This is a genomic window from Flavobacterium sp. JLP (genome assembly GCF_015350755.1).
Taxonomy (GTDB): Bacteria; Bacteroidota; Bacteroidia; order Flavobacteriales; family Flavobacteriaceae; genus Flavobacterium.
Genome location: NZ_JADKPS010000002.1, coordinates 835063 through 849180 on the forward strand (window position 1 = coordinate 835063; position 14118 = coordinate 849180).

16 protein-coding genes are annotated in these 14118 nt (G+C 32.9%); 7 read left to right on the forward strand and 9 right to left on the reverse strand.

Annotation, left to right across the window (positions count from 1 at the left end; all coding sequences use genetic code 11):
• Positions 1 to 29: 29 nt before the first annotated feature.
• The 5 genes from IRZ83_RS08980 to ahcY all read right to left on the reverse strand — a co-directional run bounded on the left by IRZ83_RS08980 (position 30) and on the right by ahcY (position 4115).
• A complete protein-coding gene (locus tag IRZ83_RS08980; protein WP_194568201.1) occupies positions 30 to 878 on the reverse strand; it encodes a bifunctional helix-turn-helix domain-containing protein/methylated-DNA--[protein]-cysteine S-methyltransferase in 849 nt (282 codons plus the stop codon).
• A 135-nt stretch (positions 879 to 1013) separates the two neighbouring features.
• Complete coding sequence (locus IRZ83_RS08985; RefSeq protein WP_194568203.1) at positions 1014 to 1475, reverse strand: GNAT family N-acetyltransferase; 462 nt, start codon at positions 1473 to 1475, stop codon at positions 1014 to 1016.
• Between the two features lie 65 nt (positions 1476 to 1540).
• The gene (locus IRZ83_RS08990) at positions 1541 to 2008 is read right to left on the reverse strand and encodes a hypothetical protein (RefSeq protein ID WP_029271912.1); all 468 of its coding nucleotides are present in this window, start codon (positions 2006 to 2008) and stop codon (positions 1541 to 1543) included.
• A 112-nt stretch (positions 2009 to 2120) separates the two neighbouring features.
• On the reverse strand, positions 2121 to 2594 hold the full coding sequence (locus IRZ83_RS08995) for a hypothetical protein (protein ID WP_194568205.1): 474 nt from the start codon (positions 2592 to 2594) through the stop codon (positions 2121 to 2123).
• Positions 2595 to 2798: 204 nt separating this feature from the next.
• Positions 2799 to 4115 carry an adenosylhomocysteinase gene (gene ahcY / locus IRZ83_RS09000; RefSeq protein ID WP_029271915.1) on the reverse strand — a complete coding sequence of 439 codons (1317 nt, stop codon included), beginning with the start codon at positions 4113 to 4115 and terminating at the stop codon, positions 2799 to 2801.
• Between the two features lie 303 nt (positions 4116 to 4418).
• On the opposite strand from ahcY, the gene IRZ83_RS09005 reads away from it, so the two are divergent.
• Positions 4419 to 5069: a 4'-phosphopantetheinyl transferase family protein gene (locus IRZ83_RS09005; protein ID WP_194568207.1), complete on the forward strand. Its 651-nt coding sequence runs from the start codon at positions 4419 to 4421 to the stop codon at positions 5067 to 5069.
• 106 nt (positions 5070 to 5175) lie between these two features.
• On the opposite strand, the gene IRZ83_RS09010 is transcribed toward IRZ83_RS09005, so the two are convergent.
• The 3 genes from IRZ83_RS09010 to IRZ83_RS09020 all read right to left on the reverse strand — a co-directional run bounded on the left by IRZ83_RS09010 (position 5176) and on the right by IRZ83_RS09020 (position 6545).
• Positions 5176 to 5583, reverse strand: coding sequence for a group III truncated hemoglobin (locus IRZ83_RS09010; protein ID WP_194568209.1), 408 nt, complete (start codon positions 5581 to 5583; stop codon positions 5176 to 5178).
• Positions 5580 to 5867 carry a hypothetical protein gene (locus tag IRZ83_RS09015; protein ID WP_029271918.1) on the reverse strand — a complete coding sequence of 96 codons (288 nt, stop codon included), beginning with the start codon at positions 5865 to 5867 and terminating at the stop codon, positions 5580 to 5582. The genes IRZ83_RS09010 and IRZ83_RS09015 overlap by 4 nt, the downstream gene beginning before the upstream one ends.
• 81 nt (positions 5868 to 5948) lie before the next feature.
• Entirely contained in the window at positions 5949 to 6545 is a 597-nt protein-coding gene (locus IRZ83_RS09020) for a Crp/Fnr family transcriptional regulator (protein ID WP_194568211.1), read from the reverse strand.
• Positions 6546 to 6639: 94 nt separating this feature from the next.
• Here IRZ83_RS09020 and IRZ83_RS09025 point away from each other — a divergent pair, with 94 nt between their 5' ends.
• The 5 genes from IRZ83_RS09025 to IRZ83_RS09045 all read left to right on the forward strand — a co-directional run bounded on the left by IRZ83_RS09025 (position 6640) and on the right by IRZ83_RS09045 (position 12952).
• Positions 6640 to 7371, forward strand: a complete 732-nt coding sequence (locus IRZ83_RS09025; RefSeq protein WP_029271920.1) for a geranylgeranylglyceryl/heptaprenylglyceryl phosphate synthase — start codon at positions 6640 to 6642, stop codon at positions 7369 to 7371.
• Positions 7372 to 7392: 21 nt separating this feature from the next.
• Positions 7393 to 8016 (forward strand): nicotinamide riboside transporter PnuC, encoded by a 624-nt coding sequence (gene pnuC, locus IRZ83_RS09030; protein ID WP_029271921.1) that lies wholly within the window; start codon positions 7393 to 7395, stop codon positions 8014 to 8016.
• The gene (locus tag IRZ83_RS09035; RefSeq protein ID WP_194568213.1) at positions 7977 to 10091 is read left to right on the forward strand and encodes a DUF4301 family protein; all 2115 of its coding nucleotides are present in this window, start codon (positions 7977 to 7979) and stop codon (positions 10089 to 10091) included. The genes pnuC and IRZ83_RS09035 overlap by 40 nt, the downstream gene beginning before the upstream one ends.
• The gene (arfB, locus tag IRZ83_RS09040) at positions 10091 to 10495 is read left to right on the forward strand and encodes an alternative ribosome rescue aminoacyl-tRNA hydrolase ArfB (RefSeq protein ID WP_029271923.1); all 405 of its coding nucleotides are present in this window, start codon (positions 10091 to 10093) and stop codon (positions 10493 to 10495) included. Before IRZ83_RS09035 ends, arfB begins: the two co-directional genes overlap by 1 nt.
• Positions 10496 to 10789: 294 nt before the next feature.
• Positions 10790 to 12952 (forward strand): TonB-dependent receptor, encoded by a 2163-nt coding sequence (locus IRZ83_RS09045; RefSeq protein WP_194568215.1) that lies wholly within the window; start codon positions 10790 to 10792, stop codon positions 12950 to 12952.
• A gap of 54 nt (positions 12953 to 13006) precedes the next feature.
• On the opposite strand, the gene IRZ83_RS09050 is transcribed toward IRZ83_RS09045, so the two are convergent.
• Positions 13007 to 13420, reverse strand: a complete 414-nt coding sequence (locus IRZ83_RS09050) for a Rieske (2Fe-2S) protein (RefSeq protein WP_029271925.1) — start codon at positions 13418 to 13420, stop codon at positions 13007 to 13009.
• A gap of 155 nt (positions 13421 to 13575) precedes the next feature.
• Here IRZ83_RS09050 and greA point away from each other — a divergent pair, with 155 nt between their 5' ends.
• On the forward strand, positions 13576 to 14052 hold the full coding sequence (gene greA, locus IRZ83_RS09055; protein ID WP_029271926.1) for a transcription elongation factor GreA: 477 nt from the start codon (positions 13576 to 13578) through the stop codon (positions 14050 to 14052).
• The last annotated feature ends 66 nt before the right edge of the window (positions 14053 to 14118 follow it).

The window sequence follows — 14118 nt, forward strand, 5'->3', positions numbered from 1 at the left end:
CACACAGCATATCTGATACTTTGTCTTGATTATAATTGTTGATTTACCTGCGCGCCTTCCCAGCCAATTATGGCTGTTTTTCGAGTATTTCCCCACATGTAACCTCCAAATGTTCCTGAAGATTGAATAACACGGTGACACGGAATTAAAAATGCGACCGGATTGCTTCCAATTGCAGTACCGACTGCACGTGAAGCAGTTGGTTTTTGAATTTGCTGTGCAATAGAACCATACGTAGAAAGCTTTCCCATTGGGATTTTTAGTAAAGTTTCCCAAACCTTCAATTGAAAATCGGTTCCTTTTAAGTGCAATTTTATTTCAGATAATTTGCTCCAATCGTTTTGAAAAATAAATAAAGCATTTTGTTGTGCTAAATCTAATTTTCTTGTGAAAGAAGCATTTGGGAATTTGTGTTTTAAATCCTGAAATCCGATTGTTTCATCTTCGGCGAAAGCCATAAAACAAACGCCTTTTTGAGTTGACGCAACAATAATATTACCAAACGGACTTTCGGCAAAACTATAATTAATTTCAAGGTTTTTGCCGCCGTTTTTATATTCTGCCGGCGTCATTCCTTCAATGTTTACAAATAAATCATGCAAACGGCTGGTTCCAGAAAGACCAGTTTCAAATGCTGTTTCAGAAATTGTTGCCTGATTTTCTTTGAGTAGTTTTTTAGCATATTCGATACTTGTATACTGCAAAAATTTCTTCGGACTTGTTCCTGCCCATTCGCTAAAAAGTTTCTGAAAGTGAAACGGACTTAAATGTACTTTTTCGGCAACCTCGTCTAAGTTAGGCTGTTCTTTAAAGTTAACTTTGATATAATCTATCGCATCGGCAATTCGATTATAATTGATGTTTTCCTGTGTGTTCATTTTCTTCAATTTTATAATACAAATATCGAGTGATTTTTGTGGGTATAAAATCCGAAACTTGCGGAAATAGTTTTTTTAGTTTTGTTTCAGGTTTCAGGTTTCAAGTTTTGTGATACCTGAAAACTAAAATAACTATTAAATTTCTTTTTCCATTTTGTAATTGATAAGTTCAACGCCTAATCGGATGTTTTTTTGTTCTCCTTTTATGATAAAACCTTTCTTTTCAAAAAATGGTTTCGCTGTTATGTTAACATCAGCTGTCATAGTTTTTGAATTCTCTTTTTTAGCTTCCAGCTCTAATTTGATAAAGATTTCGTCAGCAATTCCTTGGCGCTGATAGTTTTTGTGAACGCAAAAGAAATCAATATAATTTCCGTCTTTCAGAGTTCCGTATCCTACAATTTTATTTTCGATAAGAGCTAATAAAACAAATTGATTATGAATAACTTTTAGCCAGCGTTCTGTATTATTAAGACCAGAAACCCATGCGTCAATCTGCAGTGGAGTGTAATCATTTTTACAAACCCATTTAATGGTTTCGATGTACATTTCCTGCATTTCTGCTAAATCTGAAATAGTTGCTTTTCTGAAATCCATTACTTCTTGATTATTAAATTGGTATGCCTTAGTTTCGAAAATCTAATGGATAAATAATAGTATTGCTATCCTTGTCTCGTTAATTTAGCTTCTTCTATGGCTTTTTCAAATTCTTCTACTTTTTTTGACATTAATTCTACCTCAGTTTTTATTTCATTTAGTTCATCCTGAGATTTAGCTATTTCCTTTTTATATTTTTCAATGTCTTTTTGATAACCAGAATCATTACCGCTTTTAGCTGTTTTTTCCAAATTTTGTAATTTTAGCTGTTTTGCTTTTAAATCAGCTTCTTTTTCCCATCTTTTTTCTGCAAGTTTTACAAGTTTCTGTTCTTCTTTTATCAATTTGGCTTGTGCCCTTTCTATATGATTTCTAGAGAGGGGTTTTACGGTTTCTAACTTTGGCGTGTTGGGGCGTTGCATAGGTGCACCAGTAATTGGATCATGCAAAGGTATCTGCATGTTATAGTCGACTTGTGCATTTGCAAATAGAGGTAATATAGTGATTATAAATGTAATCAGTAGGGTTTTCATAAGTTGGATTTTGGTTTTCAAAAATAAACTTATATTTTAAAAAAGTATTCAAAGGATGTAATTAAATGGGATACTTTTTTAGAAGTTCTTACTCGAATTTAAATAGTATAATTTATTCCTTTTTTTCAAGTTCTTCTTTATTTGTCACTGAAAATTGGCCGATTAGTTTTAAGCTTTCAATTTTTTTAGAACTTGTTTCGAGTTCGGTTTTAGTTTTGCTTAGCTTTTCTTCTGTCTTTGTTATTTGATTTTTTATTTTTTCGCTATCCTTTTTAGAATAATCATTTGTGTTTCCAGCATTTTCAAGAGCCGTTAATTGGTTTCTTTGTTTTTCTAAATCTGCATTTAACTGTGTTATTTTTTCTTCTAATTTATGTTTGTTCTTTTCTTCTTTGGCTATTTTTTTTTCGGCTATTTCAGTTTGAGACTTTGAGTTTCCCATCTGTCTTTCGTGCCATTTTAGGTTTTGCTGATTTGTCCATTGCTGATTTCTTTGAGTCATTTGCATTCTAGGTGAGTTTGGCATTTGAGCATTTGATAAACAAGGAAGTACTATCAGCAATATTAAAATTAAATATTTTCTCATGTGGTTAGTTGGTTGGAGTCCATTTAAAGGTTAATTGTCGAAATTATGAAAAATAATCTTATAATTTGCTTTCTTTTTTAATGATAGGTGTAATAAATAAAAAACAAAACCCGACAGATTTTTAAAATCTGTCGGGTTTGAAATGTATTTCTAAAAAAATCAGAAATCTATCCCGAAGTCTTGGGACATAAATCTAAAATCAATTTAGTATCTGTAGTATTCTGGTTTGAATGGACCTTCAACTGGAACACCAATGTAAGCAGCCTGATCGTCACGTAAAGTTTCTAATTCAACGCCTAATTTAGCTAAGTGCAAAGCAGCAACTTTTTCATCTAAATGTTTTGGCAACATATAAACGTCATTGTTGTAAGCAGCGCTGTTTTTCCATAATTCGATTTGAGCCAAAGTTTGGTTTGTAAATGAGTTACTCATTACAAAACTTGGATGACCTGTAGCACAACCAAGGTTTACTAAACGACCTTCGGCAAGAATAATGATGTCTTTTCCAGCGATTGTATATTTGTCAACTTGTGGTTTGATTTCGATTTTAGAAGCACCGTGGTTTTTGTTCAACCAAGCCATATCAATTTCGTTATCAAAGTGTCCGATGTTACAAACAACAGTTTTGTCTTTCATTTGCTCGAAGTGCTCTCCAAGAACGATATCTTTATTTCCTGTAGTTGTAATGATGATATCAGCATTTGCAATTACAGTGTTTAATTTTTTAACTTCATAACCGTCCATTGCAGCTTGTAAAGCACAAATTGGATCGATTTCAGTAACTGTTACAATAGATCCTGCACCTCTAAAAGAAGCAGCAGTTCCTTTTCCAACATCACCGTATCCACAAACGATAACTCTTTTTCCAGCCAACATTAAGTCAGTTGCACGACGTACAGCATCTACAGCAGATTCTTTACAACCGTATTTGTTATCAAATTTAGATTTAGTAACAGAGTCGTTAATGTTGATTGCAGGCATTGGCAAAGTTCCAGCTTTTACTCTTTCGTAAAGTCTGTGAACACCTGTTGTAGTTTCTTCAGAAAGACCTTTAATTCCAGGAACCAATTCAGGGTAACGATCAATAACCATGTTTGTTAAATCTCCACCATCATCAAGAATCATGTTCAATGGTTTTCTGTCTTCGCCAAAGAATAAAGTTTGCTCAATACACCAGTCAAATGATTGCTCATCTAAACCTTTCCAAGCATAAACTTGAATTCCAGCAGCAGCAATAGCAGCAGCAGCTTGATCTTGAGTAGAGAAAATGTTACAAGAAGACCAAGTAACCTCAGCACCAAGAGCGATTAAAGTCTCGATCAAAACAGCAGTTTGAATCGTCATGTGCAAACATCCAGCGATACGAGCACCTGCAAGAGGCTGTTCATCTTTATATTCAGCACGAAGCGCCATTAAACCTGGCATTTCAGCTTCAGCTAATTCAATTTCTTTTCTTCCCCAAGCCGCTAGAGAAATGTCTTTTACTTTGAAAGCCACATAAGGCGTAGTTGTAGTACTCATTTATAGTATATTTGTATATTGTAATATTTTTTGCAAATTTACGTAATAACTTTATAATTTTTACTAACTTCTATAAGATTTGTGAAATGTTTAATTTCTTAATCTCTAGAATGTTAGTTATAAAGGTTTTTATACGCTAATCCTGCTGTCCGCTTTATCTTTATGGTGAACTCCGCCATAAAAGGATGCCTCCCGAAGCTTCGGGACCATCAGGACTATAAAGACCAGATATTCATGAAGAAGTTTCATTTTCAAAAGAAAAATAATTTACAATTAACCATTCATAATTCATAATTCAAAAGCATGCCTTTATTTCAGACCATACAATTCAACGAAACTACTAAAATCTTAATTTGGGAAATAACCGAATCTTTTGAGGAATTGTTGAGTAAAGTTGTCCTGAAAGAAAAAACAAAGCTGCGATTGAACGGAATGAAATCACAGATGCATCAGCGTGCTTTTTTGAGTGTTCGAATGCTGATTCAGGAAATGGGTTTTACAGATAAAGATTTACATTATGACGAATTCGGGAAACCTTATTTTGATTGTCATAATTATATTTCGATTACGCATTCGTATCATTTTGCAGCGATCATTATAAGTCATGAAACCGTTGGAATAGACATGGAATTACAGCGCGAAAAAATCCTACGCATTGCTGATAAATTTGTTGATACCGAATTTGAATATTTAAACCCAAATTTTTTAGAAGAATACGTAAAAAAACTTACTGTAATCTGGGGAGCAAAAGAAGCGATCTTTAAAATCAGAAACGAAAAAGGAATCAGTTTTAAAGATCATATTCGAATTGGAGATTTTTCTTTAGATAATCCTCAAACTCATGCAAGTCTTTATTTTAATGATTTGATCAAAGATTTTGATGTGCATTATGAAGAAATCAAATCAGATAATTTTGAAGGAAAGTTTACTCTGGTTTATGCTTTTGAGAAGTAGTTGATAAATTAAATCCTGATTCTTTTTATTTAGGAAATAACTACAATGTTGTCATTTTGATCCCGAGGCTTCGGGAGAGAAATGACAAATAATACAATGACAATTGTTATTCTAGAGAATTCTCAGCCATTTTTTTACGATGTTCAAACATGCTCACAAATAAAAAAGTTCCCATTTTACGGGCGCGTCTTTTTAGGATTTCTACATTTTCACCTTCAAAATATTCTTCTAAAGTCTGAAACCAGTAGTTGAGCCAGATTCCGAATTCATTCGAGGTAATTTGACCGTTAAAACCAGCATCAACTTCATTATGAACAGCATGCGGATTTCCTTTGTATTTTTTTACGGCAAACAAATTGGTTTCCCAAAAATCAGTCAGTTTTTCGAGATGCGCGTCCCAGTTTTTTATCATCGTATTAAAATAAAAGCCAATTTCTTCATCTGCTCTTATTTTAGAATAGAACTGATGTACTAAAAATTCCACATCAGTTCTATTTTCTATTTGCTTTTTCATAGTACAAAACTATTCAAAACTATAAGGAAGACGCTTAATATAGCGCTTAAAATAATAAGATTAAAAACCACTTTATGTTTCATTTGTGCCAAAATTGAAGTGTTGGCAAAAACAGAGGCTAAAACAATAATTGCCAGCTGCATCATTTGTCCAATTGAGGTTCCGTGAGAAAGAATGTACATTGCAGCAACGCCGCCTAAACAGCTTTGACCAATTACCGCCATTGCAGCAGAACCCATGTAACTTTTATTGAAGTTTTCGAATGTTGTTTGATATAGTGTCATGATATTGAGATTTTTATACCACAAAGATACGCTCGCAATACCGTTGCGTTTTATGACTTAAATCATAAAACAAGAACTATTTTATCTGTATACTTTTCTGTTTATAATCTTCAATTCGCCTTTTTTTTCTAAAGCTTTTATAGTTCTAATTACAGTTTCGACGCGCAAACCGGTTAAGTCGCCAATTTGCTGTCTCGTAAAATTGATGAGGTAACCGTTTGCATCTTTCTTGAAATTAAAATAAGCGATTCCGTGATCGATCAATTTTAAAACTCGGTGTTCAGGTTCATGTGTCGACATTTCTGCCGCCATAACCGATTTGTAATACAGTCGCTGCGCTAAATTTTCGATTATTTTAATGCTGATAATCACGTTTTCTTCCAGCAGTTTCATGAAATTATTTTTTGAAAGAAGAAGAATTTCAGAATCTTCAACAGCAATGGCATTTGCAGGATATTTTTGATTCAGAAATAACGGCGGTTCTCCAAATGATTGCTGTTTATAAAAAATTCCCTGAATAAATTCTCGTCCATCATCATTATAATTGCTCATTTTTACCTCGCCAGAAATAATCTGATAATAGTAAGCTGGGAGATTTCCTTCTTCAAAAACAATGGATGTTTTGGCAAAAGATTTTTTTAGCGCACCATATTTTTCTAACAATTCAGGAGCAATCATAAATTTGTTCTTTGGTTATCAAAATCTATTCTACAAATATAATTGATTCAAAATAGTTCTTCTGCACTAAAAAACTTTTACTTTTACGCCCATTATGCGGCAAAAAGTACTTAATATACACCAGCAGATTTTGGAAGCTAAAAAAGAGGGGCAAAAATTATTGGCCATACTTTTAGATCCAGATAAAATTGTATGGGAAAAACTTGATCATTTATTACTTAAAATAAATCAATCTCCGGCGACACATATTTTTGTGGGAGGAAGTATTGTTAAGACTGCAATTATAGAAGATTTAATTGCTTCATTAAAACTAAAAACAAACTTGCCAGTTGTTATATTTCCTGGTGATCCTTCGCAGATTTCGCCACAGGCAGATGCGATTTTATTTTTGTCTTTATTATCTGGGAGAAATCCAGATTATCTAATAGAATATCAAGTTCAGGCAGCGCCAATTTTAAAAAAGACAAATCTTGAAGTTATTTCGACAGGATATATTTTAATAGAAAGCGGTAACGAAACTGCGGTTGCAAGAGTAAGTAAAACAAAACCGCTTAATCGTGAAAATTTCGATTTGGTTTTAGCTACAGCTCAGGCAGGGGAAATGTTGGGAAACAAATTAATATATTTAGAAGCGGGGAGCGGAGCGAAAAATGCAGTTCCGTTGAAAATGATACAGTTAATTTCGCAAAATATCGAAATTCCGATAATTGTTGGAGGAGGAATTGTAGATTTGCACGGAATTCAAAATGCATACAACGCTGGCGCCGATTTAGTAGTTATTGGAACTGCTTTTGAAAACGACAGTCACTTTTTTGAACCTAAATAACCAAACAAAACAACCAGTCAAATGATAGATTTTTTTCTCGATAGTTACAAAAATGCTCCGTTATGGCATATTGCTTTAGAGTTTTTGGTCTTTGTTTTTGGAATTTTAAGTGTCTGGTTTGCTAAAAAAGAAAACATTTGGGTTTATCCAACTGGGCTAATTGCAACAGTAATTTCAGTCTATCTTTTATATGTTGCGGGTTATATTGGAGATATGATCATTAATGCTTATTTCTCGATTATGAGTATATATGGCTGGTACGTTTGGGCAAAAGGCGGTACTACTGAAGATAATTTGCCTATTACTCGTACAAATTTTAATGAAAAAATAATCGGAATAGCACTGTTTATTGTTACTGTTTTTGTAGTTTTCGGGATTTATAAATATTTCGATTACGAAATACACAATGACAATTATGTCGATATGATATCGTCTGGAATATTTTTTGCGGGAATGTGGTACATGGCCAGGAAAAAAATCGAAAACTGGACACTTTGGATTATTGGCGATATTATTGTAGTGCCTCTTTATGCTTATCGTGGCTTAGGGATGCTGTCACTTCAGTATTTAATTTTTACAATTTTGGCTATTTCAGCTTATTTAGAATGGAGAAAAATCTTAGACAGCAAAAAACAACAATCATAAAAATTGCTTTATTTGGACCTGAAAGTACAGGGAAAACCACATTGGCAAAACAGCTTGCAGCATATTATGAAACCGAATGGGTTCCTGAATTTGCACGTGATTATCTGCAGAAAAAATGGGAAGAAAATCAGCAGATTTGCACAGCAGATGATATGTTGCCTATTGCATATGGTCAAACCGAACTAGAAAATCAAAAGCTTTCTACAGCAAATAAATATTTGTTTTGTGATACTAATTTGATGGTCACAAAAGTTTTTTCTGAAATGTATTATGGTTTTTGCGATCCGCTTTTAAATGAAGCAGCCTTAGAACACGAATACGATTTGTTTTTTCTGACAGATATTGATGTTCCTTGGGAAAAAGATGATATTCGCGATTCGCCTGACGGAAGACAAACCGTTTTTTCTGTTTTCAAACAAACGTTGATTGACAACAATAAACCTTTTATAACGTTGTCTGGTGATGAAAAAAGCCGTTTAGAAAAAGCTACTGCAATTGTAGATGATTTGATAATAGCCAAAGAACGTGGCTTTTCGTCATCAGATTTTGTTCAGTTGTATGAACGTGGAATTTCTTTTAAAAATGTTTTAAACCAATTGGAAATTTTCGAAAACGGAATTGCAAAAAGCAATTTGGTAAGTCCGGCAACAATTGGCAACGGAATTCTAACTTTATCAGAAGATGAATTTCTACAAAAATCAAACTTCTTCGACCACCAAAAATCAAACTTAAAAATAAAGAAATTCGTTCCAGCATCTGGAGCGGCAACGAGAATGTTTAAGTTTTTAAGTGCTTTTTTGAATGATTTTGACATCGAAAAAGAAACCATAAATGCTTACATCAATAGAAAAAAGGACAAGGAACTGGCTATCTTTATTGTAGGTATGGAGAAATTTCCTTTTTTTGAGGAAGTTGATAAAAATTTAAAAGAAATTTATCCTGATTTTGAAACTTTAGATCGAGATTACAAAAATTATTATTTTATAAGGATATTATTATCGTCAGAACATTTTAATTCTGCAAACAAACCAAAAGCAGTTTTGCCTTTTCATCAATATAAAAATCATATTGCAAATCCAATTGAGGAACATTTAAATGAATGTGTGCATTATGCAACATCTAAAAATATTTCAAATTTGCATTTTACAGTTTCAGAAATCCATCAAGATTTATTTGAAAAAGCTGTTGCTGAGGTGAGAGAGAAAATTGAAAAGCCATCTGAAACAAAAATCAATATTAGTTATTCTTATCAAAGTAAAAGTACAGATTCTATTAATGTTGATGCAAAAAATGAAATTGTCAGAAATAATGAAGGCAATTTAATTTTTAGACCTGGCGGACATGGTGCGTTGATTCAGAATTTAAATGTTCTTGATTCAGATGTCATTTTTATAAAAAACATTGACAATGTAATTCAAAATCATATTGATAAAATCACATTGTATAAAAAAGCTTTAGCGGGTATTTTAATTGAAATACAGCAAAAGATATTTGGTTATTTAAAAGCTTTTGAAAAACAAGAAATAAAAGAAGACAATTTAGAAGAAATTATTCTTTTTTTAAAGGAAAAACTAAACATACAAATGACGAGTGAATTCAACAAGTTTACTCTAGAGAATAAGATTAATAAAATTAAAGACTTGCTTGACAGGCCAATTCGTGTTTGTGGTATGGTAAAAAATGAGGGCGAACCCGGCGGCGGACCTTTTTGGGTTATGAATGAAAAAGGTGTGAAATCATTACAGATAGTTGAAACATCGCAAGTAGATTTGTCAAATAAAAAGCAGCAGGATATTTTAGCGGCAGCGACTCACTTTAATCCTGTTGATTTAGTTTGCGGGGTTAAAAATTATAAGAATCAAAAATTTGATCTTCTTAAATTTGTAGATGCGAAAGCGGGATTTATTGTAGAAAAAAGTATTGAAGGAAGAACCGTTAAAAGTTATGAATTGCCTGGGTTATGGAATGGCGCAATGGCGAACTGGCTGACTATTTTTGTGGCAGTTCCGTTAATTACTTTTAATCCGGTAAAAACAGTAAATGATTTATTAAAAGCAGCACATCAGCCACAATAATGGATATAGATAAAATTATATCAGAATTAAGTTTTAAGGCCGTTCGAAGCAGTGGTGCCGGCGGACAAAACGTAAACAAAGTTTCTTCAAAAGTAGTTTTGACTTTTGATTTGAATGCTTCTCAGGCGTTGTCTGATGAGGAGAAATTACTTTTGCTTACGAATATCGCACATCGTCTAACAACTGAAAATATGCTGATATTAAATTGTGATGAAGATAGAAGTCAGCTTAAAAACAAAGATATTGTTGTAAAACGGTTTTTAGAAATTATAAAAAAAGGATTATTTGTTCCTAAAGTTCGTAAAGCAACCAAGATTCCAAAATCTGTGATCAAAAAGAGAATTAAGGATAAAAAGAATATCTCAGAAATAAAGCAATCACGCAGAAAGCCAAATTTAGAATAAAATCCCTGTTCGCTATCGCTCGGATCTAAATTCCAAACAGCCTGCTTCTTGGAGTTAAATTGGAAATTGGAATTTCAATTCTTGGAATTTAATTTTTTAACACTACATTTGTACTGTCTCAAAGGGGTGCTCTAAATAACGAGCTGAGATCATACCCAAAGAACCTGAGCGAGTAATGTTGCTAAGGGAAAAAACGACAATTGTTAGCGTGCACACTATATCTTGTCGTAAGAAACACATTTATTAATTTAACAAAAAGAATAATTCCCCCTTTTATTCGTAATTCTTTTACGGATGAAAACTATTTTTCAAGTTGCTTTTAGAGCCACAAAGGTTCAAAGGTTCAAAGGTTCAAAGTTGAACAACGAATCTATTTTCTTTCTTCTTTTTTCTATTTTCTTTACTTTATCCTCTTTCTCACAACAGCAAGATTCTACAAAAGTAAATTCTCTTGATGAGGTTTTGGTTTCTGCAGTTCGTGTGACTACAAAAACGCCAGTTTCGTTTAGTAATCTCGATAAAAAAGATATCAAATACAGAAATCTTGGTCAGGATATTCCAATTTTAATGAATTATTTGCCATCTGTTGTGACAACCTCTGATGCAGGAAATGGTTTTGGATATACCGGAATCAGAGTCCGCGGAAGCGATGCCACAAGAGTCAATGTTACTATAAATGGAATTCCATACAACGATGCAGAAAGCCAAGGAACTTTTTGGGTAAATATGCCTGATTTTGCTTCGTCAGTAGAAAGTCTGCAATTGCAGCGTGGCGTTGGAACATCTACAAATGGTTCTGGTGCTTTTGGTGCCAGCTTAAACATGCTTACAGATAATTACGCATCAAAAGCTACAGGCGAAATTTCAAGTTCTTATGGGACTTTCAATTCAAATAAAAATACTGTAAAATTTAGTACGGGTTTATTAAACGATCATTTTGAAATTGCCGGACGTTTGTCCTCTCTTAAATCTGACGGATATATCGACAGAGCAAGTTCGGATCTAAAGTCTTATTTTTTGCAGGGAACTTACGTAGGCAAAACGACTTTAATTAAAGCATTGGTTTTTGGCGGAACTGAAAAAACATACCAATCCTGGAACGGAATTGACGCTGAAACAATGAATACAAATCGCACATACAATTCGGCAGGAATGTATACTGATGAAGCTGGAAACATCCGTTTTTACGATAATGAAACAGACAATTATAAACAAGATCATTATCAATTGCATTGGAACGAATCCTTCTCAGATAAATGGAGCACGAACTTGGCTTTTCATTATACAAAAGGAAAAGGCTATTATGAAAATTACAAAGAAGATGCTGCTATGGCCGATTATGGTTTACTGCCAGTTGGAGCCATTACAACTACCGATCTAGTACGCCAGAAATGGTTGGATAATGATTTCTACGGAACGACTTTTTCTGTAAAATACAAAGATGAAAAACTAGATGTTATTTTTGGCGGAGGCTGGAATAAATACGAAGGCGATCATTACGGAAAAGTAATTTGGGCAAGATATGCTTCTCAATCAGAATTGGGAGATCATTATTATGATGATTTTTCAACAAAAACAGACGGGAATATTTTCGCAAAAGCCAATTATCAATTCACAGACAAATTGAGCTTTTACGGAGATTTACAATATAGAAGGGTAGTGTATAAAGCCAATAGTATCGAAACAGGTTTAGTTGATGATGCATTCAATTTCTTTAATCCAAAAGCGGGTTTGAATTATGAAATCAATCAAAAAAACACCCTTTATTTTTCTTATGCAAGAGCCAATCGTGAGCCAAACAGAACCGATTATGAAGGCGGAAATGTAAAACCAGAAAAATTAAATGATTTTGAATTAGGCTGGAGATTCAATTCAGAGAAATTTCAATTGACTTCTAACGTATATTATATGGCGTATAAAGATCAATTAATTTTAACGGGAACATTAGATGATGTTGGATCGCCAATTCGTTCAAATACTGATAAAAGTTACCGTTTAGGTTTTGAGGTAGATGCCACTATTAAGCTTTCAGACAAATTCATTCTTCGCCCAAACTTTACTTTAAGCAGTAATAAAAATGTCGATTTGGCTGTTGAAGGTCAAAATTACGGGACAACTAAAATTGCCTATTCTCCAGAAGTTATCGCAGGAAATATTATTGTTTACAGTCCAATTAAAAATTGGCATATTTCACTGCTTCAAAAATATGTTGGCGAGCAATATATGAATAATATTGAATTGCCTTCAGCAAAACTGGCGGATTACTTCGTAAACGATTTTAATATTTCTTATGAAATTAAACCAAAATCTATTTTCAAATCAATCATTATTACGAGTTTAGTAAATAATATTTTCAATAAAAAATATGTGTCAAACGGTTATATGTATGATGTATATCCATATTATTATCCGCAAGCGGGAATAAATGGCTTAGTGGGATTAACTTTGAAATTTTAAAATACTGCATAAAATAAAAAAAGCCTGAAAGTTTTAAATTTTCAGGCTTTTATTTTAATTATAAACGTGAATCACGGTTCCGATCACTTCGACACGATATTGTTTCAACGGATATTCTTTTCCTCCAAGGCCGGTAAATAAACTGTAAGAACTTTTATCGCAAGAACAAACTGCATTTATTCCATCAATTGTCATTGCAGTACAGGCTGTTATTGGTTGATTAGGACAAGCAGCATCAAATGCATTATAACCGCTTCCGGCATTAAATATAATAATTCCTTTTGCTCCAAAATTAGGAACAATAACGCCATTACTCACAAACTTAAGATTTGAATAAGCAGGCAAATTCATATCTACAGATAAATTGACAGAGTAATTGGGTATGTTAGGATTTTTATTGCTGATGCCATTATCACTGCAAGAGAAAAGAATAGAAACAAATACGATTAAGAGCCAGATTTTTTTCATTATTTTAATATGAATTAGTGAAACAAAAATAAATTATTTAGATTTGATTTTTATATGATTAACATATAATTATGTACTATTAAAAATAATAGTATATTTGTATTACAAAATCCCGTCCCGATGGGATTTTTTGTATTTATATAAACGATGAAGTTATGAGTAAAGTATCTTATTATACAGCAGAAGGATTAAAAAAGTTGAAAGATGAGTTGGAGCATTTAAAAAGTGTAATGCGTCCGAAGGCATCTCAAGATATAGCAGAGGCAAGAGACAAAGGTGATTTATCTGAAAACGCCGAATATGATGCAGCAAAAGAAGCGCAGGGTTTATTAGAAATGAGAATTGCCAAGTTAGAAGAAGTATATTCTAACGCAAGATTAATTGACGAATCACAATTAGATGTTTCGAAAGCATTGGTGCTTTCTAATGTAAAAATTAAGAACCAAAGCAACGGAATGGAAATGAAATATACGCTTGTTGCTGAAAGCGAAGCTGATTTAAAAACGGGAAAGATTTCAGTAACGTCTCCTATTGGAAAAGGCTTACTGGGAAAATCTGTTGGAGAAGTAGCAGAAATTACAGTTCCAAACGGAGTGTTGAAATTCGAAATACTTGAAATTTCAAGAGATTAGATTGAATTTGGTTATTTGTTTAATCGATTAAGTTTCAATAAATCTTGAAATCTAATATTTAAGAAG